The 25,998-nt window shown below is 56.8% G+C and carries 15 protein-coding genes and 1 pseudogene; 4 read left to right on the forward strand and 12 right to left on the reverse strand.

The features are described 5' to 3' along the window. Positions 1 to 365: 365 nt before the first annotated feature. Positions 366 to 752, reverse strand: coding sequence for a hypothetical protein (locus V5F23_RS14355; protein WP_083454132.1), 387 nt, complete (start codon positions 750 to 752; stop codon positions 366 to 368). A 230-nt stretch (positions 753 to 982) separates the two neighbouring features. Between V5F23_RS14355 and V5F23_RS14360 the strand changes: the two are divergent. Next, a pseudogene (locus V5F23_RS14360) lies at positions 983 to 1,205 on the forward strand (hypothetical protein). 314 nt (positions 1,206 to 1,519) lie between these two features. Here the strand turns inward: V5F23_RS14360 and V5F23_RS14365 are convergent. Continuing rightward, complete coding sequence (locus tag V5F23_RS14365; RefSeq protein WP_123579082.1) at positions 1,520 to 1,930, reverse strand: NUDIX domain-containing protein; 411 nt, start codon at positions 1,928 to 1,930, stop codon at positions 1,520 to 1,522. A gap of 290 nt (positions 1,931 to 2,220) precedes the next feature. On the opposite strand from V5F23_RS14365, the gene V5F23_RS14370 reads away from it, so the two are divergent. After that, positions 2,221 to 2,505: a hypothetical protein gene (locus V5F23_RS14370; RefSeq protein ID WP_148049554.1), complete on the forward strand. Its 285-nt coding sequence runs from the start codon at positions 2,221 to 2,223 to the stop codon at positions 2,503 to 2,505. A gap of 331 nt (positions 2,506 to 2,836) precedes the next feature. On the opposite strand, the gene fabF is transcribed toward V5F23_RS14370, so the two are convergent. From fabF to V5F23_RS14385, 3 genes are all read right to left on the reverse strand, one after another. Beyond that, the gene (gene fabF, locus V5F23_RS14375) at positions 2,837 to 4,123 is read right to left on the reverse strand and encodes a beta-ketoacyl-ACP synthase II (protein ID WP_042730448.1); all 1,287 of its coding nucleotides are present in this window, start codon (positions 4,121 to 4,123) and stop codon (positions 2,837 to 2,839) included. Positions 4,124 to 4,190: 67 nt separating this feature from the next. Next, positions 4,191 to 7,250, reverse strand: coding sequence for an efflux RND transporter permease subunit (locus V5F23_RS14380; protein WP_338495418.1), 3,060 nt, complete (start codon positions 7,248 to 7,250; stop codon positions 4,191 to 4,193). Continuing rightward, positions 7,247 to 8,356 carry an efflux RND transporter periplasmic adaptor subunit gene (locus V5F23_RS14385; RefSeq protein WP_042730450.1) on the reverse strand — a complete coding sequence of 370 codons (1,110 nt, stop codon included), beginning with the start codon at positions 8,354 to 8,356 and terminating at the stop codon, positions 7,247 to 7,249. The genes V5F23_RS14380 and V5F23_RS14385 overlap by 4 nt, the downstream gene beginning before the upstream one ends. Before the next feature lie 220 nt (positions 8,357 to 8,576). Here V5F23_RS14385 and V5F23_RS14390 point away from each other — a divergent pair, with 220 nt between their 5' ends. Further along, complete coding sequence (locus tag V5F23_RS14390; RefSeq protein ID WP_053144688.1) at positions 8,577 to 10,037, forward strand: efflux transporter outer membrane subunit; 1,461 nt, start codon at positions 8,577 to 8,579, stop codon at positions 10,035 to 10,037. A gap of 47 nt (positions 10,038 to 10,084) precedes the next feature. Then, complete coding sequence (locus V5F23_RS14395; RefSeq protein ID WP_123579083.1) at positions 10,085 to 10,870, forward strand: SDR family oxidoreductase; 786 nt, start codon at positions 10,085 to 10,087, stop codon at positions 10,868 to 10,870. Positions 10,871 to 10,922: 52 nt separating this feature from the next. Here the strand turns inward: V5F23_RS14395 and V5F23_RS14400 are convergent, their stop codons facing one another. From V5F23_RS14400 to V5F23_RS14430, 7 genes are all read right to left on the reverse strand, one after another. Next, complete coding sequence (locus tag V5F23_RS14400) at positions 10,923 to 12,194, reverse strand: outer membrane protein transport protein (RefSeq protein ID WP_053144692.1); 1,272 nt, start codon at positions 12,192 to 12,194, stop codon at positions 10,923 to 10,925. Positions 12,195 to 12,401: 207 nt separating this feature from the next. Then, entirely contained in the window at positions 12,402 to 13,181 is a 780-nt protein-coding gene (locus V5F23_RS14405) for a thioesterase family protein (RefSeq protein ID WP_053144694.1), read from the reverse strand. A 223-nt stretch (positions 13,182 to 13,404) separates the two neighbouring features. Beyond that, positions 13,405 to 14,025: a TetR/AcrR family transcriptional regulator gene (locus V5F23_RS14410; protein ID WP_042730455.1), complete on the reverse strand. Its 621-nt coding sequence runs from the start codon at positions 14,023 to 14,025 to the stop codon at positions 13,405 to 13,407. 1,108 nt (positions 14,026 to 15,133) lie between these two features. Beyond that, positions 15,134 to 21,703 (reverse strand): calcium-binding protein, encoded by a 6,570-nt coding sequence (locus V5F23_RS14415; RefSeq protein WP_338495423.1) that lies wholly within the window; start codon positions 21,701 to 21,703, stop codon positions 15,134 to 15,136. An 8-nt stretch (positions 21,704 to 21,711) separates the two neighbouring features. After that, positions 21,712 to 22,233, reverse strand: coding sequence for a hypothetical protein (locus tag V5F23_RS14420; protein WP_152622921.1), 522 nt, complete (start codon positions 22,231 to 22,233; stop codon positions 21,712 to 21,714). Positions 22,234 to 22,362: 129 nt separating this feature from the next. After that, positions 22,363 to 23,784, reverse strand: a complete 1,422-nt coding sequence (locus V5F23_RS14425; protein WP_042730124.1) for an HlyD family type I secretion periplasmic adaptor subunit — start codon at positions 23,782 to 23,784, stop codon at positions 22,363 to 22,365. After that, on the reverse strand, positions 23,777 to 25,939 hold the full coding sequence (locus tag V5F23_RS14430; RefSeq protein ID WP_338495425.1) for a type I secretion system permease/ATPase: 2,163 nt from the start codon (positions 25,937 to 25,939) through the stop codon (positions 23,777 to 23,779). Before V5F23_RS14430 ends, V5F23_RS14425 begins: the two co-directional genes overlap by 8 nt. Between the last annotated feature and the right edge of the window lie 59 nt (positions 25,940 to 25,998).

A 25,998-nucleotide genomic window follows, 5' to 3' on the forward strand; every position in this document is an offset into this window, starting at 1 on the left:
GGTCAGATCTGCTTCATGAAAGGTGGCGCACCACTCTTGAAAGCCCGATCGAGGCTCGCATGATAGGCGGACGATGATTCCGGAGTCCGTGTTAAATGTTTCTTTGACGACTGCAATATCTCCTGGCACTGCATCACGAACATTTATCCAATCGACGTACAAAGCCTTTGTAGAATCGACGTGAGTCAACTTTATAAAATTCCCTTTCACAAGTGTCATAACCTCGGTCGATACCTCTTACAGATCAGAGAGAGAGTTGTTCGAATGACTGCCTGGCGAGCGCTATCAGTCAAGGCAGGCTGAAAACGGCCGCCCGATCCGCACCTGCTTCCAGCCAAAGAGCGAAAACTCTCAATTTGTGAGAGCTAGCCTCTAAGGGCACGTAATATTTCTCGGACCAACGGCTTCGTGTTTTTCTCACTGGGGTCAGTCTCAGGCGGGTCGCTACTACGGATCCACTCGCCTTGATCGAACGCTTGATAAAGCGAGAAAGCAGGCTGAGGCATTTCGTTGGTCATACCCACCTCAACCACGGCATTCACGATCCCGTTCATGACGTCATCGCAAAAATCGTAGATCAAAGATCCCTGTAGATAACCTTCTGCAACCGCAACGGACAGCTCGTTCAGCACATCTTGCGGTGTGACATCAAATTCCTCACAAGTGGCGGCAATATCACTCAGGGTTAAACCCTCTGCGCCAGCTTTCATCGAAAGTTTCTCGAGTTCATTCTTCGGTAACATCCTGATCATGAGCTTCTTCCGGTTAGGTACGAAGGTATGCTTGCAACACTCATAAGCTCTCTATCCAACAGAGTGGCCGCACAGCGGCCACATGTTCAATGCCATGCTGCAATACGGTTTCATTGACGGTCAACTTCAAATCCAGGCAATGTCCGTTTCGGGTTAGCAGCCGTCATTCCTTGCACCAACCAAACCGGCTGGGTACGCTCTGAAATCGCTTATAGCCACGGGAGGTGCATATGGAAAGCCATGCAGCATTGGAAATCGAAAAAGCTGCTTACGATGAGTTTCTGATCCAATGGAATCAAGACGCCTTCCAACAACAGAGGCTCGGTCAAGCCTTCTACAATTTTTTTCAACCTTCATAAGCTCACGGATCAGAGATTGCTGACTGGTCTATATGACGCTGGCGGTCAAAAAGCTACAGCCTTGATCTCCCGAATGTTCAACATCAGGCAGTAGCCGACGACCGGCCAAGAACAACCGGTGGGATTGGATTGCACCGAGTTCTACTAGAGATTATTAACATGCTGGTCGAACGCCAAAGATGCCACCAAGGATACATACGAGCAATGCTTATCCGCTCTAGAAAAATCTCACTTTGGGTGTGCGAAGAATGTGAGGCGACGTGGAAGAGTCAGGTTGAAGTAAACGTCAGCAAGTTTGAAGACTACGGAACGTTGATGGCCGGTATCAGACGCAGTCCTTTATGGTCAGAGCTGGAACCACAGTAGTGGATGCCGGCCTGACCACCCCAGGAAAAGCTGTAAGCGCACTTAGGCTTCAGTGAGCCTTTTCCGAAGAAAGCTCAAAGCATCCCTGAAAACCTGATGCCAACTCTCAGAGGGCTCGCTCACGAGAGGATGCCAAAAGAATCTGAATTCATGGCCTCCATCATCTTCTGCAAAATGCACCCAAGTATCTGGAAGGTCTTGGGCAACATGACATTCATGAAATGCCCATGTTTGTCCAGTTACGATGGAGCGCCGCTCCCCCAAATGTCGCCCAACTGTCGAATGAATCCCTGCTTCTTCTTTCAGCTCTCGAACCGCAGCCAGGTCGGCTGACTCACCTGGCTCGACACTGCCTTTGACCAGCTGAAAGCCTGCTAATGGATGCTCGAACGCTAAGATTTCAAGCGTTTCGCGGACTCGCAGAACTACAGGACAAGATTTATCTGCTTCCATGCCGTCACACCTACCCCAATCCTTACGCGTGAGCCGGGAAGCATAAGCGAAGCAAGCTGTCATCGAAACCGGAGAGGACGAAAGATTCGCAAGGTGTGTTTACCGTCCGCTTACCAACAATTTTCATAACGTGGCTATTCCTGTTTATCCGCGAGTCAAGATGGCAGGTGCATTAGGTTAGGGACTTCACTGTTCGCTTCTGGCCGAAAGCTGACGACCTCAAAACCCCTGAATCGGCTAGGCGAACGATAGGTTAGGATATGGAGTCCCCTCACGTAGGTCTTCATTACATGCATTTGATCTGCGAAGTTGAAGAAATCTTCGAAGTCAATGGTATCGGTTGCGTGATTTGCCCTGGCATCCCTCATGACTTTCCGCACCCGGTACGTTCAAGCGTGGCACTTGTTATTGAAACACCAATGGGGGCCAGAATCGAAACCACCCTACAAAATCTGATGTGGGTTCGTGGGGGCAAGCAACGTCTTCACGACCCGTTTAGCATAGCGGGTGACATTCAGAAGACAGATATACCGTTGGGTAGCCGTGTTTTTCTTCTTCACGGCTCCAAAACCTAAGAAGCAAAACAGAGGGACAGATTCATATTGTCCGCTGCCTCGGTAAATAAATCCGTCCCTTTACCGCTGGTGGTCGGCGTGCATGTCGCCTTCGTGGACACGGACATGACACGAGGCCTCGGCCCACGATGTCGTCCAGCGCGTGCTGGAGGGCGTCATCAATGATCAGCCAGAGGTATTGGCCGATGAGACGAGCAACCAACTCAAGCAGAACCTGAGCAACGGCGTCTACCTTAGGCCGATTGCTTAAGGGCGCGAATGCGGGCTGCCGGGGGGGGAAAGTCCACTTTCCCCCCGGCAAACGTTCCCACGCTAACAGCTCACTGGAACATCAAGCATCCCAGCGCCGCAGCAACAAGCTGGCGTTGACGCCGCCAAAGCCGAAGCCGTTGGACAGCGCATGAGTGATCGGCATTTTTCGCGCGCTCAGGCCGACCAGGTCCAGCCCCTCGGCCGCTTCGTCGGGGTGATGCAGGTTCAGCGTGGGCGGCACGATCTGGTCGCGCAGGGCCAGCACCGTGAAAACCGCTTCGATCCCCCCGGCCGCGCCCAGCAAATGCCCGGTCGCGGATTTGGTGGAGGTGATCGCCACGCCGCGATCGCGCCCGAACACCGCGCTAATCGCCGCGAGTTCGCCGCTGTCGCCGACTTGAGTGGACGTGGCGTGGGCGTTGATGTGCTGCACGTCCGCAGGGCTGACAGCCGCCTGACGCAGCGCCTGTTCCATGGCGCGCCGGGCGCCGTTGCCGTCTTCCGGGCCGGCCGTCAGGTGGTAGGCATCGGCGCTGGTGCCATAGCCGACCAGTTCCGCCAACGGCGTGGCCCCACGGGCCAGGGCATGCTCCAGGGATTCGATCACCAGCACCCCGGCCCCTTCGGCCATGACGAACCCATCCCGATCCCGATCAAAGGGCCGCGACGCTTGCTGCGGATGCTCGGCGAAGCCGGTGGACAGCGCCCGGGCCGCCGCAAAGCACCCCAGGGTCACACGATCGATCGCCGCCTCGGTGCCGCCGCACAGGGCGACGTCCGCCTCACCGCTGCGGATCAGCCGCGCCGCGTCACCGATCGCCTGCACGCCGGCGGCACACGCCGTGACAGGTGCACCGAGCGGACCTTTGAAACCGTGCCGGATGGACACGTGTCCGGCGGCCATGTTGGCCAGGAACGCCGGCGCGGTGAACGGTGACAAGCGACGCGGCCCGCGGGCATCCGTGGTGCGGACGGCGTCGGCAATGGCGCCGAAGCCACCCACACCCGACGCGATGATCGTCGCGGTGCGCTCCTGCTGCTCGCTGCTAGTCGGGTGCCAGCCCGCTTGCGCCAGCGCTTCATCGGCGGCCACCAGGGCGAACTCGATGAAGCGGTCCATCTTCTTGCGATCCTTGGCCGAAATCACTCGTTCCGGGGCATAGCCGGCGACGGCATCATCTTCCAGCGACGGCACTTGGCCGCCCACGGCAACTCCCGTGCCTTCGGTGATGGCGTCAGCCAGCCGACGGATGCCGGACTGGCCGGCCAACAACCGTCGCCAGGCCTCCTCCACCCCACAACCCAATGGGCTGACGAGGCCGACACCGGTGACGACGATTCGCTTCTGACCTGTGGGACTCAACATAAGCACCTCTTCGTTTTTCAATCGACCCGCCCTTCACCAGCCTGACGCACACTGGCCGCAGCCTGCTTCATTGCGCCGGATGACCGGGACGGATCTTGAACCAGATGGAATACATCGCCGGCAGGAACACCAGCGTCATGATGGTGCCGACGAACGTACCGCCGATCAGCGTGTAGGCCAGCGTGCCCCAGAAGACCGAGTGCGTCAGCGGAATGAACGCCAGGATCGCCGCCAGGGCCGTCAACAACACCGGGCGTGCACGCTGGACCGTGGCCTCGATGACGGCGTTGAACGGATCCAGCCCTTCCTGCGCGTTGTGGTGGATCTGCCCGATCAGGATCAGCGTGTTGCGCATCAGGATGCCCGACAGCGCGATCAGCCCGACCAGCGCGTTGATGCCGAACGGCTGATGGAAAATCAGCAAGGTCGGCACCACGCCAATCAACCCCAGGGGCGCTGTGAAAAACACCATGATCATCGCCGAGATCGAACGCACCTGGATGATGATGATCAGCAGCGTCAGGGCAATCATGATCGGCACCAGCGGCACGATCGCCTTGCCGGCCTTGCCCGATTCCTCGATGGCCCCGGCCTGCTCGATCCGGTAACCCTGGGGCAGCGTGTCGATGATCGGCTGCAATTGCTTGATGATCGCGCTCGACACGTCCGGCGGCTGCAAGCCTTCGGCGATGTCGCCGCGCACGGTGATGGTGGGCGTGCGGTCACGCCGTCGCAGGATCGGGTCTTCCATGCGTACATCGACCTCGCCGACCTGGGACAGGGGAATGCGTTGGCCCGTGGCCCCTACCAGGGTAAAGCCTTCGATCCTGGCCGGATCGAGACGGATGTCCCCCGCGGCCCGACCGACCACCTGCACCGAGCGGATGTCCTCGCGCACCTCCGTGATCGGCACACCCGCCAGCAGGAATTGCAGTTGCTGGGCAACGGCGCTGGATGTCAGCCCGACCGCCTGCAAGCGATCCTGGTCCAGGTTGAAGTGCAGCGTCGGCGTCAGCGGTCCCCAGTCGGTGTTGACGGTCCTCATCAGCGGGCTGGTTTGCATGACGTCCTGGACGCGACTGGCGATCTCCCGCAGTTTCGACGGGTCAGGCCCCATCACCCGGTACGCCACCGGGAACGGTGAGTACGGACCGAATACGATCTGCGTGGCCCTGACCCGAGCCTCTGGAGCGAGCCCTTCGGCCACCGCTTCGCGCAGCCGGAACTTGAGGGTTTCCCGGGCTTGCTGATCGTCTGTCAGCACCACGATCTTGGCGAACGATGGATCCGGCAGCTCCGGCGCGATCGCCAGGAAGAAACGCGGCGCCCCCTGCCCGACGTAAGCGGTGATGATCTTGGCTTCCGCCTGCTTCTGCAGCCACGCTTCGACCTTGGCGGTGGTGGCGCTGGTCTGCTCGATGGAAGTGCCATAGGGCATCTGCACTTCGATCATCACCTCGGGGCGGTCGGAGGTCGGGAAGAACTGTTTCTTCACCTGGCCCATGCCCAGGATGGACACGGCAAACAGGGTGATGACCGTGCCGGCCACCAGCCATTTACGCGCGATCACCCGCGCCAGGATGCGACGAAAGCGGTTGTAGCGTGGCGTGTCGTAGATGGCTGCGTGCCCGCCTTCGACCTTTTTGATGTCCGGCAACATTTTCACCCCCAGGTAAGGAGTGAACGCCACCGCGACGACCCAGGAGGCGATCAGCGCGATGCCGACGATCCAGAACATGTTGCTGGTGTATTCGCCGGCAGTGGACTGGGCAAAGCCGTTGGGCATGAAGCCGATCGCCGTCACCAGCGTACCGGAGAGCATCGGCGCGGCCGTGTGGCTCCAGGCATACGCGGAGGCCTTGATCCGGTCGTAGCCCTCCTCCATTTTCACCACCATCATTTCGATGGCGATGATGGCGTCGTCCACCAGCAACCCGAGGGCCAGGATCAGCGAGCCAAGGGTGATCCGGTCGAAGTTCTTGCCGGTGGCCGCCATCACCACAAACACGATGGCCAGGGTCAGGGGCACGGCCGCCGCGACCACGATCCCGACGTGCCAACCCATGCTGATAAAGCACACGACCATCACCACCAGCAAGGCGACGAAGAACTTGACCATGAACTCGTCGACCGCCGAGCTGATGTTGACCGCCTGGTCGGTGACCTTGGTCAGCGTCATGCCCAGCGGCATACCTTCATTGATCTTGCTGGTCTCGGCGTCGAGCGCCTTGCCCAGGTCCAGGCCGTTCCAGCCTTCGCGCATGATCACGCCCAGCAACAACGCTTCTTCGCCATTGTTGCGCACCAGGAAGGTCGCCGGATCTTCATAACCGCGTTCCACCGTCGCCACGTCCGAGAGTTTCAAGGTCCGGCCCTGGATAGCCAACGGCGTGTCGCGGATTTTTTCCAACTTGTCGAAGGCGCCATCCACCCGCAAAAAGACCTGTGGCCCATGGGTTTCGATGGAACCGGCGGGGGTCAGCACGTTCTGGCTGTTCAGGGCGGCGAAGATATCCTGGGGAGACACACCCAGGGTCGCCAGCCGATCGTGAGAAAAGGAAACGAAAATACGCTCGGCCTGCTCGCCGATAATGTTGACCTTCTTCACCCCTGCCACGTGCAACAGGCGCTGGCGCAGAACCTCGGCATCACGCGCCAGCAGGCGCTGCGGCTCGCCCTTGGCCTTGAGGGCGAACAACGCAAACGTCACGTCCGAGTACTCGTCGTTGACTAACGGCCCGATCACCCCCGTCGGTAACTTGGAGGCTTCGTCGTCGAGTTTCTTGCGCGCCTGATAAAACTCCTCCTGCACCTGTGAAGGCGGCGTGCGGTCCAGCAGCGACACCATGGTGAACGCCAGGCCGGGACGGGTGTACGTTTCCGAGCGGTCGTACCATTTCAATTCCTGCAGGCGTTTTTCCAGGGGCTCGGCCACCTGGTCCTGCATCTCCTGCGCCGTCGCGCCCGGCCAAGCCGTGATCACGGTCAGTTGCTTGACGGTAAAGGGCGGATCCTCCGCGCGGCCCAGCGTGAAGAAGGCCAGGGTTCCGGCGACAGCAATCAGAAAAATCAGAAAGACCGTGATGGAGCGCTCGCGCACCGCGAGAGCCGAAAGGTTGAGGCTCATTGGTGGCTCCCGGCGACCTTCACATCGGTTTGTGGCAGCAGCCTGACGGACTCACCCTCACGCAACAGATGGGCGCCCAGGCCGATGATCTGCTCGCCGACATTGAGACGGCCGGTGACGCGTGCCGCATCATCGCTCAAGCCCAGGACCTGCACCGCTCGCCAGGTGACTTTGGCCGGCTCACCGTCGATGGCCCACACGCCTACGCCATTGCCCAGGTCGTACAACGCCGCGATCGGCACTTGCATCACCGGCCCCTGGGCCGCGCCTTCGGCGATGCGCAGCGTCACCGTCGAACCCAGCGGTGCGTTGGCCAGTGCGCCTTCGAGCACATAGCGCGCTTCGAAGGTGCGGGTCACTCGGTCTGCCGAATCGGACAGCAACCTGAGTTTCGCGGTGACAGCTGCGCTGGAGCGGCCATAAAGCGTCGCTTGCGCACTCGAGCCGACGGCGGGCCGCAGGGTTTCCGGCAACTGCACGACGGCTTCGCGTTGCCCGGCTCGCGCCAGCCGGACCACCGGTTGCCCAGGGCTGACGACCTGCCCCGGCTCGGCCAGCGTTTCCATCACCACACCGTCGGCGTCGGCGACGAGCACCGCGTAGCCGGAAGCATTGCGGGCCACGTCGGCCTGCGCCTCGGCAGCGCTGAGCTGGGCCTTGGCGGTGTCGGCGGCGGCTTTGATCTGGTCGTAGCCCGACGCCGAAATCGCGCCGGCGGCCACCAACTCACGATACCGCGCTTCATCATCCGCGGTTTGCTTGGCCCGAGCGCGTGCGGCCGTGACCGCTTCTTGCTGGGCCCGCGCCTGCAAGCCCAAGTCGATCGGGTCCAGGCGCATCAAAGGTTGACCCTTTTTAACGGTCTGGCCCGCATCCACCAATCGCTCCAGCACCTTACCGGAAACACGAAAGCCCAGGTCACTCTGAACCCGGGCGGCCACGACGCCGGTGAAAGAACGCGCACTGGTAGAGGCCCCCTGCACTTGCACCACCCTCACCAGAGGAGCAAGCGTGCGGGGATCGGTGGCAGTGGATGAATCGCCACACGCCGTGAGGACGAGAGGCAATACGCAAGCGGCCAGGGTGACAGGTCGGAGCCGGAGCATAGGTTCCCTTTATTGAGCAGAGGACGGGGAGCTCATTCTTGCTCTCGTGACCAATTCTGTCAATGGTCACCATTTCAGGTTTTATTTTCAGTTCACCTCACATCTAGGTAATCCTAAGTAAACAGGGAGTCTTGGATCCGTTCGAGCGCGTTGCTCATCCATTGACAGCCTGTGACCACTCTATAATATGGTCACAAATATTGATCCTAAGGATACTTCAATGCCTCCCTTCCGCCCCCTTGCTCTGTTGGTAGGCGCCAGCCTGATGGCCGGCTGCGCGGTCGGTCCGGATTACCAGCGTCCGGACACTGCGCTCTCGGATCGCTTCCTGGGCCAGTCCTCTGTCGAACAAAGGCGCGGTGCAGCGCCCACCAGCCTCACCACATGGTGGGAGGGATTTGGCGACCCGGTACTGAGTGATTTCACCGCCAAAGCGCTGGAGCAGAACCTTGACCTTGCCCAGGCATCGGCGCGCGTTGCCCAGGCGCGTGCCGGCCTTGGCGCCGCCAATGCCGCCCTGCTGCCCTCGGGAAACATCAGCGGCCAGGCCGCACGCGCCTATCAATCGGTCGAGACCCCGTTGGGCCGGGTGCTCGATTCGACGCCTGGCTTTGACCGGTACGGCAATGCCTATGAGCTGGACCTGAGCGCGAGCTGGGAGCTGGATCTCTTTGGTGGCCTGCGACGCGGACGCGAAGCCGCATTGGCCGACTACCAGGCCTCCGAGGTCGGTGTCGCCGCCACAAGACTTGCCGTCGCCGCGCAGACCGCTGACATCTACATCACCCTGCGCGGCCTGCAAGCGCGACTCGACATCGCGAACCGCCAAGTCAAGACCCAGCAGGACTTACTCGAGAAAGTCCAACTGCTCTACAGCAAAGGCCTCGCCGCCCACTATCAGATCCGCCAGACCGAGGGCGCGCTCGCTCAAGTGCAGGCCACGGTGCCTGTGCTGCAGACTGGCCTGGATGCCGCGCTGAATGCACTGGATGTCATGCTCGGCACACCGCCAGGCACCCATCGCCAGCAATTGGCCGAGAGGGGCAGCATTCCCCTGCCCCCTCAAATCAACGAAATGGGGACGCCGGCTGATCTGCTGCGCCGGCGGCCGGACCTCATCGTCGCCGAGCGCCGGCTCGCCGCTTCCAATGCCCGCATCGGGGAAGCCATCGCCGAGTACTACCCGAAATTTTCCCTCAGTGCGTTGCTCGGCAGTGCCACCAGCGTGTCGGCCGGGCACCTGTTCTCCGGCGGCGCCAGCCAGGCTTCTGGCGCACTGGGACTGCGCTGGCGGCTGTTCGACTTTGGCCGGATCAACGCGCAGATCGACCAGGCCAAGGGGCAGGAAGCTGAAGAACTGGCGGCCTACCGCCAATCCGCGCTTCGGGCCACGGAGGATGTCGAGAACGCGCTCTCCGCCCTGGTGAACCGAGAGTCCCAGGCGACCACCCTCATTTCAGGCGAAGCGTCACTGAGCGAGGCTCGCCAGTCGTCCTTTATTGCCTATCAGAAAGGTGCGGCCAGCCTGATCGACGTCCTCAACGCCGACCAGACGCTGCTCCAGGCATCCGATGCACGGGCACAGGCACGAACCGAGGCGGCGCGCGCGGCAGTCGCGGCGTTCAAGGCCCTCGGTGGCGGCTGGCAAGCGCCTCAGCCGCAGCCCGTGGCGAGTCGATGATCTGACATGTTGTTTTCAATCTTTCTTTACCACCGGAGTCCAGCCACATGAAAAGCAACGACAATTCCTGGGTGCTCATCACGGGTGCTTCCAGCGGCTTCGGCGAGGAGTTCGCCCGGCAATACGCAGCCCAGGGAAAATCCCTGGTTCTGGTAGCCCGCAGGCTGGACAAGCTTGAAGCGCTGTCGGCCCAGTTGCGCGAGCGCTTCGGCATCGAGATCCTCGTCGAGCAGGTCGACCTGTCTTCGGTCCCGGCGATCATCGAGCTGCACAAGCGGCTGGGTCAACAGGGTATTGTGGTCGATGTACTCATCAACAACGCCGGCCATGGATTGCAGGGCCCCTTTCTGGACCACTCCGTCGACCAGTCCCAGGCGATGATCAACCTCGACATCGCCAGCCTGACCCTGCTGACTCGGCTCTTTGCCGCGGACATGCGCGCCCGGCGTCGCGGGCACATTCTGCATATCGCCAGCCTGCTGTCCTACCAGGGGGTGAAAAACTTTGCGGTCTATTCAGCGGCAAAGGCCTACGTACTCCGCTTCTCCGAGGCGCTGCACCAGGAGCTCAAGGCCGATGGTGTGGTCGTGACCGCACTGTGCCCGGGCATGTCCGATACCGGGTTTGCCCAAAGCGCCAGCCAGAAACTCACGCCGGTGCTGAGGAAGGTGATGATGCAACCTCAACCGGTGGTTCGCGCCGGCATCCGCGCGCTGCAAGCCGGGCGCATGAGTGTCGTACCCGGTTTCGGCAACAAGGCGCTCACGGTGTTGACCTGGGCCACGCCGCGCTGGCTCCACCAGCGTCTGATGGCCAATGTCATGGGTGTATGAAGGTCGCCGTGTGCCGGGCGCCGCGCAGGCGCCCGGCACACGGCATGTCGCGTCAGAAGCGATAGCTGATCGAAGTACCGAAACCGCTGGCGCTGTTGCGGTATTTGGCACTGTACGCACCACGGCTCGCCGAGGTTTCGCTGACCCGCACGCTCTCTTCCTGAAGATAGGAATAAGCCAGGTCGATCGTCACATCCTGCACCGGCGTCCAGCCGGCACCGAAGCTGAGTACGGTGCGATCACCGGTAGGAATCCGCGGCCCACGGTTGGTGTTGTTGGCCGGCGACTGATCCACCGACACGCCAGCGCGCAGTACCCACTGGTCGTTGAACCGGTACGCCGCGCCGATTGCATGGGCCCAGGTGTCATGCCAGTTCTGCTCTTCGCTGACAGTCCCCAGCGCACCGCTCAACAGCGCAGGCAAGCCTGAGTTCTCGATAGTCAGTTCCTTGAAGCGACTCCAGCGCGTCCAGGTGCTTCCCAGATAAAGGGTCCAGTCATCATTGAGCTGATGAGTGAGGGAGAGATCGACCGACTCCGGGAGGTCCACATCCAGTGACGCGTCATAACTACGCCCGCTGACCCCGACGAGGCTGAAAATCCCGCCGGTGAGCTTGGACTTCGCGTCCAGGTGATAACTGACCTTGGAGTGATACGTCAGCCCCAGGCGGGTCCGGTCGGTGGCCTGCACCAGGAGACCGGCATTGAAGCCGAGTGCGGTATCGTCGCCGTTGCTTTTCAGCTTCCCATCGTTGCTGCCGGGGCTCAGAGGATTGGGGACCATTCCGGAGATCTCACCGCTGATCCGGTTGATGGTCGGCCCGAACCCGATCGACACCTTGTCGTTGAAGGCATAGCTGACAGTGGGCTGGAAGGTCAGCGTCGTCACTTCGCTTTTGTTGGCGTAGTAACGCCCGGCAAAGTCGCTGCCGTAATCGGTGATCAAGCCAAACGGCACGTAGAAACCCACGCCGACGGCCCAGTGCTCGTCCAGCGGCTTGACGTAGTAACCCATCGGCACCGTGGTGGTTGGCACCATGTCACCGTCTTGCTGGCCGCCGAATGTGCCGCGGGTCTGGCTGATATCGCTCTTGGCAAACAGCGTCGCTGCGCCGAGGCTGACCTGCTCGTGCTTCAAGCGCGACATGCCCGCCGGGTTACCGAAGACCGTGCTGGCATCTTCCGCTGAAGAAGAACGCCCGGCGAATCCCGTCCCCATCCCGCTGATACTCTGTTCGTTAAGGGCGAAGCCGCTTGCAAACACCTGGGAAGTGGCAAGGGTGACGGCGAGCCCCAAGGGGGCCTTGAGCAAGTTATTTTTCATTATTAGAACTCTAGGAACGCTGACTGAGGGGTGGAGCGATTGGTTGTTCTGTTAGGCTCTGTCTGAAAAGCCTTGATACTCGTTCATGCTGCGTTGAAAACCGGCTCGGAATGCTCATTTACTCCAGTAAAGTCGAGCGCGACCCCGGCCGTTCCTCGCCGGTTTTCGCCTTGCCTGATCTTCGTCTCAAGACTTTTCAAACAGAGCCTAGGTAAAAATGGCCACGGTTTGACGCGCCCAAAGCACTCGGCGCCCGCTTTCGTCCCAGATCTCCATGTCCTGTAACGAGTAGCCTTCGAAGGCCTGCTGACTGAAGGAGCTGATAAGAAACCATTCGCCGGCCACGGCGGGCTGCGGCAGATCGATTGTCCAGGACGCCGAGCTGATGGCGGCCGGCTCGGTGAAACAGGTCATGGCGGCTGGCGGCAAACTGTCCGCGAGGGCGATCAGGGCCACCGCCGGGTCCACTCCTCGGGCATCCAGATGACGGACCCACATCAATAACTCAGGATGTTTTGCACCGGACACCGGCAGCGAGCCGCCTGCCGGTCGCATCTCGAAGTTGAAGGCGCAGGCCGGCGCAATGGTCCGATCCAGCTCCAGCGTGGCGTACCGCGACGGGCCTTCCACCAAGGGGCAACCCCACGCCTCATGGGTAATCCGGCTGGCCCGTGGCTGCGCAAACAGCAAGGTCGTGCGCAACGCCAGCTCATCACCGGACGTGCAGTCGACCGACACTGAAGTCACGGATCGCCCTTCGCGCAACACGCTTGTGTGGAATGTCTGGGGTTGCGTGACGGGCCCAATGAATGACACCTGCGCAGACTTGAACGGCGGGAAGCCTTCAGGCCGCTCGCGCAAAACCGTCTCCAACGACAATGCCGCCGACAAGCCACCGAAGATCGTTCGACCTTGCTGCCAATTGGCCGGAGCCACAAATGGCACGCCCGGATCAAATTGCGCCAAAACCTCAGCGAAGCGGGTCATATCGACGTTCTCCTACGGAGCTGAACGAGAACCCGCACGAGCGTCGCAAACACATGCCGAAGCTGTATCGAGGGGATCTCTGGATCGTTGAAGCCATACTTATTCAAGTGACTAATTGTGTCAATAGTCACCATGCAGACAAAAAGCGACTTCTCGGTCAGGCACCTACCGAAAGCGAGGAACGTGGTGTGGTTTGGGACGGCTGCGCGCGGCAGCCCTCCGTTCAGGGCATCAGGCTGCGCAGGATGAGGTTCGCGGTCAGCGTCGGCGCAACCTCGACGTGGTCGAGGCTGTACTGCAGCAACAGAGGATTGACGAAAGGTCGGAGGGTCAGGTGGATCGCTTCAACGGTTTCGTCCAGGGGAGTCTTGCGCTCGAACTCACCGCTTTCACGCCCTTCGCGCACCACCTGCACCACGAATTGCTTGATCCGTGCGTCATACACCTGGGAGCTGGGCCAGCGCTCCGACGCGGAGAATGCGGCAATGTCGTAGAGCTTGCGATCATTGAAGAACAGGTCGATTCCGGTGGTGATCAAGGTCTTGACCAGACGGCGAAAGCGCTCTGTCGAAGAGAGCCCTTGCTCGTTGATGGCCTCCTCCACGGCCTCGACGATCTTCGCAAGACAACTGGAGCAAATGGCCTCGCCAATCGCCTGCTTAGAATCGAAGAACTTATAGATGTACGCCTTGGAAAAGCCGATGGCCTTGGCCAAGTCGGACACAGTGGTCTTGGCGTAACCGTATTGACTGAAATGCTCGTTGGCCGCCGCGACAATCTGGTCGCGAATGTCATGATCGGCAGGGCCGCGAGTGCTGGGCGAAGGTGCTGGAGACTGGTTCATAGAAAGCAGCTTACGCATCCCAGCGAGCGATGACAACTTGTGACCACTTACGAATACCGTCACAAGGTAACCATTCGTCAGTTGCATAAGGGATGCGGTGAGTGGTTGCCCTGCGCTCGACCGCACACCCTGCTGTTAAGTCTGCCCGGCCACCTAGCGACCCAACTAAGTCTGCGGCCGTCGATCGGATCGAGATTGGCGCAAATAAAAATTAATTCGCAATAAGCCGCATCAATTTAAAGCGTAGCTCGCAATTGATTCTTTCCAGACAATTGACTAAATATTACACACGCAACACATTAGACGCCGCTGGGACACCACTTCGCGCGCTACGGCAATATATGGTAAGGAATACCAAATACTTGAAGTCAATGACGACTTCCTCTCAGGGAAAGAGCCTGTAACACCTAGCCTTCGCGGCTCCTCCAGCCCGCCCTGCTTTAGGCCTCCTCTACGATTTTTACTACAAAAATCTGAAGCTTTCCGATTAAGCCACGGCATCAATTTGAAATTTTGTTTCTCACTTTTTTTGAGGTCAGCTGCTGCGCAGCAGATTTCACGGTAGAGCGCCTCATATCCATATGAAAGGCGTATGGGCTGGCTTACCGATCGGACTGATCAAACAGATGTCGCCATTTTATCGATCTCAATCAGTCGCCCAATTCATGCTGGAAAGCGGTCGAGTAAAGGGGTAGCGGCTGTAACGCATTTATTGTTTCACTAGCCTATGACAGTGCAGTTCCATATAAGGACATTGCACTCTATGGAATAGCTCATGGTTCTCTACGATTTTCCGTATCGCCCCAACGTGCCCTGAATCCCAGCTTCCGGGAGGAAACGTTAAGAGGCCGAACCCAAACGGCCCACCTCAACATCATCGCAGGTATGTTGACGCTGATATTGGGGCAGACGCCATCAGGGAATCGATACTCATCCTTCGAGTCGCTGACGTCAGTGATCGACGCCCTAGTCGCTTTCCACGGTCATCGTCCTGGCATAAGCGAAGAAACCCTGCTCGCTACGTTTGCGATGGACAAAAAAACTGCCCCCGCCAACGTGCCTGCGCGGGGGCAGCTTATTTAGATACCGCTCAATGTGAAAGGAACGTTTACGGCAACTTACTTCCAGTTTGCTGCCAGTACCGAGTCAAGCTGAGCTCGCTGATCCGTGGTAATGGTCGTTTCAGCACCTGGAGCCACACCAAACGAAGCCATCGTGTCGACCAGACTCTGACTTGACTATCAAGCAACGTCTTTCCGTCAGACAATTTCATGGCCTCAATGTGATAAACACCCCCTTGATACCAGTTACTGACTGTCAGCTTCTCGTCTCCGCCAACGACGCTTATTTCCAAATCAGACCCACTCCTGCGGAACCAAAGGTCTTGAGGGCTAAGATCCGTCCCAAGCGCTAAGGTATCGCTCATTCCATAGCCTGGATCATACTCATTGACAGTGTCCTGGCCATCGCCGCGGTTAAACAGATAGGTATCCGCGAAGTATCCGCCGGTCAATGTGTCGTCCCCTGCCCCTCCCGACAACGTGTTGTCTCTTGAGTTGCTAGACACCTGAATCACGTCGTTCCCAGCCTCACCGAATAACCGGTTAGTACCGGCTCCGCCGTCAAGCACGTCGTTACCAGCACCGCCATAGATATTGTCATTGCCGTTGGAGCCCGACAGGCTATCGGCTCCTGCTGTGCCTACCTGCCGCAGGCCCTTAGCTGCGATATCCGCCAGAGCCCATGACGTACCGTCGGCGAACTCGACACGCTCAAGCACGCTCTGTGTCACCACAGAAGCACTCGACGTCGCCCCGTCAAACCAGCCTTTAACTTTGACCTGGTCTATACCGTTGCTGTGCATGAACACGACGTCCGCCCCTGACTTGTAAGCTTGGATGTCGCTAGCCAGGATCCCTGTCCCAAACCTCAAGGTATCGATGCCACCATAACCAGGGTCGTACTCGGAGATCGTGTCCTGACCGTCTCCCAGGTTGAACACATAAGTGTCTGAGAAGTAGCCGCCCGTCAGAGTATCGTTACCAGTGCCGCCAACCAGGAGGTTGTCCCTTGAGTTCGTAGCAACCTGGATCAAATCGTTGCCAGCATCACCGAACAGTTGGTTAGTTCCGCCTGCCGCGTCTAGTGTGTCGTCTCCACTTCCGCCGTAGATAATATCGTTACCATTCCAACCGAGCATGGTGTCGGCATTGTCCGTGCCCGTTTGATTCAATCCTGTTGCAACCATGTCGGACCAAGTCCAATACGTGCCATCGGCAAACTCGACACGTTCGATGACGCTTTGACTTACAGAGCTTGTATTCGAGGTCACGCCATCGAACAAGCCTTTGACTGTTATCTGATCAGTCCCGTTTCGATGAAGAAAGGTCAAGTCGAAACCGGTTCTGCGCATGAGGATATCGCTGGCTTGGACTCCGGAACCAAACCGCAAGGTGTCGAGGCCGCCGTAACCCGGATCGTATTCGGAGATCGTGTCCTGGCCATCACCCAAGTTGAACAGATAGGTGTCTGAGAAATAACCACCGGACAACGTATCGTTACCGGTCCCACCGGCCAAGGTGTTATCCCTCGAGTTATAGGCGACTTGGATTACATCATCGCCGGCATCCCCGAACAGTTGGTTGGTACCGGCTCCGCCATCCAAGGTATCGTTTCCACTTCCTCCATGGATGATGTCGTTGCCATTAAAACCAACCAGGTTGTCCGCCCCCGCGTTCCCCGTCTGGCTCAGACCCGCTGCAACCATATCCGACCATGTCCAGAATGTGCCGTCTGCGAATTCAACGCGCTCAATGAGGGTCGAGGTGACGGCGCTCGCATCGCTACCATTGCGGTCGAACACCCCCTTAACCATTAGCTGGTCCGAGCCGTTACGGTGCAGAAACATTAAGTCAGCACCAGTCCGACGTATCACAATGTCGCTGGCGACAATATCGCTGCCAAAACGTAGAGTATCCGTCGCTACGTTACCGCCGTCATACTCGCTGATAGTGTCCTGACCATCACCTAGGTTGAACACGTATGTGTCCGAGAAATAACCACCAGTCAAGACATCGTTACCCGAGCCGCCGGCCAGTGTGTTGTTCCTTGAATTGTAAGCGACTTGAATAACATCATTGCCTGCATCACCGAATAGCTGATTCGTACCGGATCCGCCATCCAGTAGGTCATCACCGTCTCCACCATTGATGCTGTCGTTACCGCTCGACCCCGATAGGCTATCGTTCCCGGCTGTACCGACTTGGCGAAAGCCCTTAGTTGCGATATCAGCCAGAGACCATGAGGTTCCATCAGCGAACTCTACACGTTCGAGTACACTCTGAGTCACGGCAGCCGCACTGGAGCTCGTTCCATCAAACCAGCCTTTGATTCTGACTTGGTCGGTGCCATTGTTGTGCATGAAAACGACGTCAGCGCCTGACTTGTAGGCTTGAATGTCGCTAGCCAGAATCCCCGCCCCGAACCGCAAGGTATCGATGCCACTAAAACCAGCGTCGTATTCCGAGATCGTGTCCTGCCCATCTCCCAAGTTGAACAGATAGGTGTCTGAGAAGTAACCTCCGGTCAACGTATCGTTACCGGTCCCACCGGCCAATATGTTGTCCCTTGAGTTATAGGCGACCTGGATTACATCATCTCCGGCATCTCCAAACAGCTGGTTGGTACCGGTCCCGGCATCCAAGGTATCGTTTCCAGCGCCAGCGTGAATGTTGTCGTTGCCATTGAAACCGACCAAGGCATCGGCGCCCGCCGTGCCCGTCTGGTTCAGACCCGCCGCAACCATGTCCGACCATGTCCAGAACGTGCCGTCGGCGAACTCAACACGCTCAATGAGGGTCGAGGTGATAGCGCTCGCATCGCTACCATTGCGGTCAAACACCCCCTTAACCGTCACTTGGTCCGAGCCATTACGGTGCAGGAACATTAAGTCAGAACCAGTCCGACGCATCACAATGTCGCTGGCGAGAATACCGCTGCCAAAACGCAGGGTGTCCATCGCCGAGTGGCCGGCGTCGTACTCCGTGATAGTGTCCTGGCCATCACCCAGGTTGAATACGTAAGTGTCCGAAAAGTAGCCACCGGTCAATGTGTCGTTACCGGTCCCACCGGCCAATGTGTTATCCCTCGAGTTATAGGCGACTTGGATTACATCATCGCCGGCATCCCCGAACAGTTGGTTGGTACCGGCTCCGCCATCCAAGGTATCGTTTCCACTTCCTCCATGGATGATGTCGTTGCCATTGAAACCAACCAAGTTGTCCGCCCCCGCGGTCCCCGTCTGGCTCAGACCCGCTGCAACCATATCCGACCATGTCCAGGTTGTGCCATCTGCAAACTCAATACGCTCAATAAGGGCCGAAGCAAGAGCGCTACTATCAGAAGTATTTCGATCGAACACTGCTTTTAGGGTTACCTGATCGATACCATTACGATGCATGAACACCAAATCGGAACCAGTCCTACGCATCAAGATATCGCTGGCGAGTATGTCTTCGCCGAAACGAAGAACATCCGTAGCGCTATAACCGGGATCATATTCCGAGATTGTGTCCTGACCGTCACCTAAATTAAACAAATAAGTGTCTGAAAAGTAGCTGCCGGTCAACGTATCGTTACCGGTTCCTCCGGCTAAAGTATTGTCCGTTGAGTTGTAGGCGACCTGGATTACATCTTCGCCCGCCTCACCAAAAAGCTGATTCTTACCAGTTCCACCATCAAGAATATCGTTTCCACTACCACCATGGATGATGTCGTCACCGCCGCCACCATAGAGAGTGTCGCTGCCGTCGTCCCCTCTCAAGCTATCGTTACTACCTTGGCCGTGCAAAGTGTCATTACCCAATCCCCCTACCAACGAGTCAGCAGCATCGGTTCCTGGCAGAAGGTCGTCCCCCTCAAATCCATTCTGGGCCATGGTGCTAATGAAATCTGACGTCCACACAGTTCCATCAGCGAAGTTAACTTGCTGAACTCGGTAAGAGAGACCACCCGACGGTTCAAAATAATATTTTATCGTCAGACGATCTGTTGTGCCCCTCAAGGAAATGACTAAGTCTGTGCCAGATTGGCTGAGTATAACATCCTCAGAAGTAATACCATCGGCAAATGTAATGGCATCGAATTCGGCGACGCCTAATTGAGGATTATTAATTGTATCCTGCCCCCAACCCTTGCCGAATTGATAAGTATCTGAACCTTCGCCACCCTCTAGGAAATCGTTCCCAAATCCGCCTATCAAGACGTCATTGCCAGTGCTTCCGTAGAGGCTATCATCACCCTCGCCACCTGCAAGCACATCATTTCCATCACCACCGTTGACTAAATCTTTCCCCTCATCCCCATCAAGAAGGTCATCATTAGCAAGACCATATAACTTATCATCGCCCAAGCCCCCCTTGAGGGTATTGATAGAGGCATCACCCCAAATGACATCATTCCCGTCGGTTGGACGTTGTACGACCATCTTTATTTGGTCAATTGTCCAAAAGCTGCCGTCATCAAATACGACGTGATCGACCGCGTAACCATGATTAGCAACAGTATCCTCGTCAAAATAACTCTGTATCGTAACTGAATCCGACGTACCCTTTATTTCCAAAATCAGATCATAGTAGTTGCGTCGAACTATAATATCCGCTGCGGTTATGCTTGGACCAAATAGCAGCTTGTCAATTTTAGAACCACTTACGTCTTGATCGGCATTAAAAATGGTATCCTTTCCATCGCCCCTACCGAATTCGTAGACATCAGCACCATCTCCACCGGCAAGATAATCTTCCCCCACACCGCCCGACAACAGATCATCGCCTAGACCTCCGTATATACGATCATTGCCACTGAATCCATACAAAGAGTCATCCAGGCCCGTACCATTGAGGACATCGTTCCCAAACCCACCAAAAGAACTATCTTTTCCGATATTCTTTAACAAGCTATCGAAAAGTCCGTCTTCGGTCGCAGGGGCAAGCTGGAGCCGTTCGATCAAACCACGCCCGAAATCTCCAAGCTCAGAAAGACTCCTTCCAAACTCAGTTATAGACACACCTCCAGCTTCATGATCATTGTCGAACTGCACCTTCAGCTTAGAAATTATAGAGGACACATTCCAAACGCTGCCAGTTTCGGTCAATTCAATTTCCACACCATCAAACATTGATGAGAAATGAGTTTGCAGCATTAGCTTGCCGTAAACGGCCGCCATAAGATTATCAAAAGACTGGAGCAAGATTGCTGCCGCCGGGCCATGGGGATTGGGATCACGAGTTCCCCAACACCAAGTCCCCAAGTAATTCTCACCCAGAAACGCTTCTAATACCGCAAGTTTCCTCGCATCCCCGATTACGTTTCCATAGATCTGAGTTGCTGCACGGCTTTCAGGATCGATATCTTCGACCCCGGCCCAATGATATAGGATGTCAATGACCAAGTTTTGGCGCGTAGTTGAATCATTGGCATTGACAAACTGTTCAAGAAGCGACTTCAACTCCCCCGAAGCATCAAGCGCCATTGCGGTATGCAAATTATGTACATTCCCAAATCCATCCAAATTAGGGAGTATACTGATAGCGCTAGGTATAGTCGTTTCAGCTAGGTCAATCGTGTCCGCACCGTCCGCTATGAACCAGACGTCTTCCGCAATACCAATACTTCCGTCCGTGCGCAAAAAAGTTCCCACCTGACGATGTTGATTGCCACTAGCATCTATAACCGACGCTGAAACATCACCATTAGCATCAACAGCGCCAGGTTCTTCGTACCCGGTATTGATAGCGGCGACTCCCACACTTTCAAGAGAATAAAGCTCACCAGACTGGCTGACACCATCAGAATTATCATCTACCCAGACCCGCACTTGCGAAAAAGCGGAATCGCGCACATCAAATACGCCATCTCCATTTTCATCAAGCGCGCTTAATGATAGAAAACCATTTGCAGCCTTATTTCCGTTTGCTCCCATCGAGTTATTACCAAACAACTCGCTGCCGGCATCAATCGTACCGTTTCCGTTTCTGTCGAGAACCAATAACCCGTCATCTGGAGCCACCCAGCCTGACGCTTCGGAAAACTGATTACCATCGTGATCAAAATGGATGCCAGCAGATAGGCCAAGTGTTTCGACACCATCTCCATCTAGATCCAAAATGATCGGACTTCTCGTTATCTCTGCAGTACCGAATGCCCGTTTCATATCCAAGATCAACTTATTATTAAGTTCTTGAGTCCACGGCATAATAAGATGCGCCCTTAATGCCTCAATATTACTTGTCGGCCAGATTGCACCCTCGTACCCTTCAGAGTTAAGATCCACAAGACTTAGTGCTTTCCACACAAAATCAATGCAACTATTATTGATCCCTGAATACTGTAGACTGAAATTATATGCCTCTGGACTCTGCGCAAAATCGAGCAGGGTTTGATATTGATAGTCAGTTATATTTATCTGTTGACTATATTCAGTTCCTAAGTAATGTTCATCGTCATGACGCTTAACTTCGCCAGGCCCGTAGGGACTTCCGTCTTCGATGGGAGCAAAACCGAAGCTTAGAGCGCTTCCATCATCTGAAACCAACTCAAACCATAGATGCCCAGTTTGAGACGCACCTCCATCCGATAAAGGGGTGCCACGACTAGCGACGTTGACCATTAACTTAGGCATAAATTCCTCTATTTACCGTAAAACGCTTTGATAAAAGTAACTGTGGCGCTATTTGGCCTTATGCTTTCCGCGGAGCCATCGCGCCGAACAATCAAACGATAACGTCCCGACTTAAGAAATAAATCAGCAACTTCAGCATGCAAAACACCCTCACCCCAAGAGGATAACTTTGGATTTTTTTTGGTTGCTTTATATACTTGGCGACCAGATGATTCCTCTATAAGCTGAACTTGCACATCAAAAGGAGCTCCCGACTCAACGGCCTTACCAGGCGCCTCCATATGCAAGCCCCCCACCGCCCTCCACAAATCTGCCCGACTAGCCAGATTGTGCGCATCATAATAATAATCCACGCGAATTGAATAACGACTGTCTCGCGGCACATCGACTAGCTTCTCCGAAACACTGCTAGAGCCCTCAAGTCTGAGTTCAACGCGCTGCCCTTCCGCCCGTATATTTACCGTGGCAAAAAGAAATAGAATTGAAACAATCGACAGGACAACCAGCTTGTAATATTTTCTTATTTGCATCTTTGCCCACCCCTAATCCATACATCACTAGAACTCATAAGAACAACCCCACCTGGAACGACGTGACGACCACCCCCCAACCTAATTTGCGGAATAAACACATAGTTTTTAGCAACCATGCTCCTCCCACTATCGCTCTCGCAAACTTTCATTAACTGCAATTTGCAACGGACTTAGAAAGTACTCGATTATCCTACGCTGATCCGTTTTGACTTCCGCGGTGACCGCCATGCCAGGCAACAACCTTATATTTTGTCCTTTCACCGTTAAATGATCCGACTCAAGCCGTATCTTACCGCTGTAAATCAAACCACGTTTCTCGTCCTCAACGGCGTCATCAGAAATACTTATAACTTCACCGCCAACCGCTCCGTATTTGGTAAATGTAAATGTTTCGACTTTTACAGTGACGGCCTGCCCCGGATGCACAAACCCAACATCTTTATTTTCAAACACAGCTTCAACCTCAACCGGCTGCCCGGTGGGTACGATCGTCAACAGCGGCAGTGCCGGCGTCACCACCCCTCCCACCGTATGTACATTCACCTGCTGCACCGTCCCATCCACTGGTGCCTCCAGTGTCGTCAACCCATCCTGATATTCAGCTTTGGCAAAATCCTGCTTCAAGGACGCCACCTTCTGATCTGCCTGCTGTAACAAATCCAGCATAGACCGTCGGGTTTGGGCCACCACGCCAGCTCTTCTGCGTTCAGCCTCCTGCCGCGCCGCTGAGGACTGCAACAAACTGGCTTGTTGCACGCTCAACTGCCGTTCAATGTCCAACCGAGCCTGTTCTTTTTCCAGGTAGGCATGGCGAGCGATGTACTGCTTCTCCAAAAGATGCCGGTAGTCATCCGCGAGCTTCGCGACGATAGGTAGGGTCTTCTGCAAACTGGCGACCTGGCCCCGGGCCGACTGTATGTCGGCTTGGCGCTGAGCGATCTCGGCCTCAGCGGTCTCCAAGCCGCTGCGGTACTCTTGGTACTGGCCTTGCAGCCAACGCTCCGCAGCCAACACATGCTCGGGATCGGCGCCCGGAATCGCGCCATTCAGAGTTTTGGGCGCTCGCTGTTGATCAATGGCATCAAGCATGGCACTTGCCCGAGCGCTGTCGATTCGAGCGGCTAACAGGTCGCTTTGCACGCGGCCCACGTCAGCCTCTGCGGCAGTAGAGTCCAGCTCCAACAACAACTCACCGGCTTTTACAGTCTGACCATCGTGGACATGAATGGCTTTGACCACTGCCGTTTCACTGGATTGAATAACCTTGCTCTTGCCACTGGGGATGATCTTGCCGGTGGCGGTCGCCACGACATCGATCTTGCCAATACACGCCCAGGCCAAGGCTAATGCCGCGAAACTCATGATCGCCCACATGAACACCCGAGGTGCCGGATGTGTCGGACGCTCCTGTAGTTCAAGAGAAGCTGGCAAAAACTGTATTTCATGCGCCAGGCGCTTCGGCGCATCCATGCTTCGGCGGGCTCTCCAGGATTCGCGCAAGACGTGCCGGTACCGTCGCAGTAAGCCTGTCGTTTCAGCGTTAGACATTGCTGGCTCCTTGCTGCAAACGATACAAACGTGAGTAATGCCCAGCCTGATGGTTCAAGAGTTCGGCATGACTGCCCTGCTCCACAATCTGGCCGCGGTCTACCACCACAATACGATTGGCATCGCGCACGGCTGAGAGCCGGTGGGCAATGATGATGACCGTGCGCCCCTTGCAGATGTCCTTCATGTTCTGCTGCACAACGCGCTCCGACTCATAGTCGAGTGCGCTGGTAGCTTCATCAAAGATCAGGATCCTGGGGTTACCCATCAGTGCGCGAGCAATAGCGACCCGCTGCCGCTGACCACCGGACAGCGAGGCACCATGCTCACCCACTACGGTGTCATAGCCTTCTGGAAGCTCCAGAATGAACTCGTGGGCGCCTGCGAGCTTGGCTACCTGAATAACCTTCTCCAGCGGTACGCCGGGATCGGCAAGCGCGATGTTTTCGCGGATGCTGCGAGCGAACAGCATGTTGTCCTGCAGCACTACACCAATCTGTCGGCGCAACGAAGAGACGTCTGCCAGCGCAAGATCCATTCCGTCCACCAATACCCGCCCTCGCTCCGGGACGTGCAACCTCTGAAGCAAGCGGGTCAAAGTGCTCTTGCCAGAGCCTGAGCGTCCGACAACGCCGATTACCTGTCCCGCTTCAATGCGAAGGCTTACCCCCCGCAGGATCTCCGCCCCATCAGGGCGATAGCGGAAGTGCACCTGATCGAACTCGACATGTCCGCGAATCGGCGGCAGCGAACTGCGCGTCGCCTGAGCCATCTCGGTGCGCGTATTGAGGATGTCACCCAGGCGCTGCACGGAGACGCCGGTCTGTTGGAAGTTGGTCCATAGCTGCGCAAGGCGCATGATCGGTTGCGCTACACGACCGGCCAGCATGTTAAAGGCAATCAGTTGACCTACAGACAACTGCCCATCGATGACCAAACGAGCCCCCACCCATAGGGTCGCCGCCGTGACCAATTTGCCAATCAGTGACACGCTTTCGTTAGCGATGGTAGACAGCGTCTGGGTTTTGAAACCGGCCGCCACGTAACCGGCCAGTTGGTTGTCCCATTTACGGATGGCCTGGGGCTCGACGGCCATCGATTTGAGGGTGTCGATACCATTAACGGTCTCGACCAGAAACGCCTGGTTCTCAGCGCCTCTGGCGAAGCTGTCGTTCAACCGTGAGCGCAGTACGGGTGTAATCAGCACCGACACCAGAATATAAAGCGGCAACGACGCCAGGACGATGAGGGTCAACCAACCGCTGTAGTAGAACATCACCGCCAGGAACACGACCGAGAACAGTACGTCGAGGACCAAGGTGATCGCGTTACCGGTGAGGAAGCTGCGGATGTTTTCCAACTCCCTGACCCGCGCTACGGAGTCACCAACACGCCGGGCCTGGAAATAGGCCAGCGGCAACGTGATCAAGTGCCGGAACAGCTTGGAGCCCAACTCCACATCAATGCGACTGGCCGTATGGGCAAATACATAGCTGCGCAGTCCCGTCAGACCCGATTCGAACAGCATCACCACGGCCAACCCCACCGCAATGACGTCAAGGGTAGTCAGACCGTGGTGCACCAACACCTTGTCCATCACCACTTGAAAGAAGAGCGGGGTCACCAGCGAGAATATCTGCAACACGAACGAAACCAGCATGATTTCGCCCAGCAGCTTTCTGTATTTGACGATGGCGGGAATAAACCAGGTGAAGTCGAATCGAGATGATTCACCAGACGTATTTGCCTCCGAGCGAATCAGTAGCACCTGGCCCGTCCAGCGAGACTCAAGCGCCTCAAAAGTAATCACTTCGGGCCGCTGCACGGCTGGGTTGTGGATCAGCACCTTGCCTTGGTCCAGGCGCGCGATGATGAAGAATGCGCCATTCACATCCGTAGCGATGGCTGGCAACGGTGTGCGATGAAGTCGGTCGATGGTCGTGCTCGCGGCCTTAGCTTTGAGACCAAGCTTACGTGCCGCTAACAGCATGTCCGCCTGACAAAAGGGGCGGTCGACACTGCCGAACTCATGAGCGAGTTGCTCAGCGGAAGCCGCAACTTGATGAAACCGAGCGAGCATCACAAGAGAAGCTAATCCGGTGTCAAATAGGGGCGCATTTTCAGGCGTCGATTCGCCCGCTTCGCTTTCGATCATTGCGGTTACAGATTCCTTGCGCAGGCGACAGCCCGAGCCTCTGGCACGATAAAAATCAC

Origin of the sequence: Pseudomonas sp. WP18 (assembly GCF_036689585.1) — a bacterium.
Lineage (GTDB): Bacteria > Pseudomonadota > Gammaproteobacteria > Pseudomonadales > Pseudomonadaceae > Aquipseudomonas > Aquipseudomonas chlororaphis_E.

What these genes read in the sequence shown, in the direction of transcription:
- V5F23_RS14370 (WP_148049554.1), top strand. Translation starts at nt 2,221, where the DNA reads ATGCATTTGATCTGCGAAGTTGAAGAAATCTTCGAAGTCAATGGTATC.
- V5F23_RS14385 (WP_042730450.1), bottom strand. Translation starts at nt 8,356, where the DNA reads ATGCTCCGGCTCCGACCTGTCACCCTGGCCGCTTGCGTATTGCCTCTC.
- V5F23_RS14415 (WP_338495423.1), bottom strand. Translation starts at nt 21,703, where the DNA reads ATGCCTAAGTTAATGGTCAACGTCGCTAGTCGTGGCACCCCTTTATCG.
- V5F23_RS14395 (WP_123579083.1), top strand. Translation starts at nt 10,085, where the DNA reads ATGAAAAGCAACGACAATTCCTGGGTGCTCATCACGGGTGCTTCCAGC.
- V5F23_RS14390 (WP_053144688.1), top strand. Translation starts at nt 8,577, where the DNA reads ATGCCTCCCTTCCGCCCCCTTGCTCTGTTGGTAGGCGCCAGCCTGATG.
- V5F23_RS14430 (WP_338495425.1), bottom strand. Translation starts at nt 25,939, where the DNA reads ATGATCGAAAGCGAAGCGGGCGAATCGACGCCTGAAAATGCGCCCCTA.
- V5F23_RS14365 (WP_123579082.1), bottom strand. Translation starts at nt 1,930, where the DNA reads ATGGAAGCAGATAAATCTTGTCCTGTAGTTCTGCGAGTCCGCGAAACG.
- V5F23_RS14410 (WP_042730455.1), bottom strand. Translation starts at nt 14,025, where the DNA reads ATGAACCAGTCTCCAGCACCTTCGCCCAGCACTCGCGGCCCTGCCGAT.
- V5F23_RS14355 (WP_083454132.1), bottom strand. Translation starts at nt 752, where the DNA reads ATGATCAGGATGTTACCGAAGAATGAACTCGAGAAACTTTCGATGAAA.
- V5F23_RS14420 (WP_152622921.1), bottom strand. Translation starts at nt 22,233, where the DNA reads ATGCAAATAAGAAAATATTACAAGCTGGTTGTCCTGTCGATTGTTTCA.
- V5F23_RS14380 (WP_338495418.1), bottom strand. Translation starts at nt 7,250, where the DNA reads ATGAGCCTCAACCTTTCGGCTCTCGCGGTGCGCGAGCGCTCCATCACG.
- fabF (WP_042730448.1), bottom strand. Translation starts at nt 4,123, where the DNA reads ATGTTGAGTCCCACAGGTCAGAAGCGAATCGTCGTCACCGGTGTCGGC.
- V5F23_RS14405 (WP_053144694.1), bottom strand. Translation starts at nt 13,181, where the DNA reads ATGACCCGCTTCGCTGAGGTTTTGGCGCAATTTGATCCGGGCGTGCCA.
- V5F23_RS14400 (WP_053144692.1), bottom strand. Translation starts at nt 12,194, where the DNA reads ATGAAAAATAACTTGCTCAAGGCCCCCTTGGGGCTCGCCGTCACCCTT.
- V5F23_RS14425 (WP_042730124.1), bottom strand. Translation starts at nt 23,784, where the DNA reads ATGTCTAACGCTGAAACGACAGGCTTACTGCGACGGTACCGGCACGTC.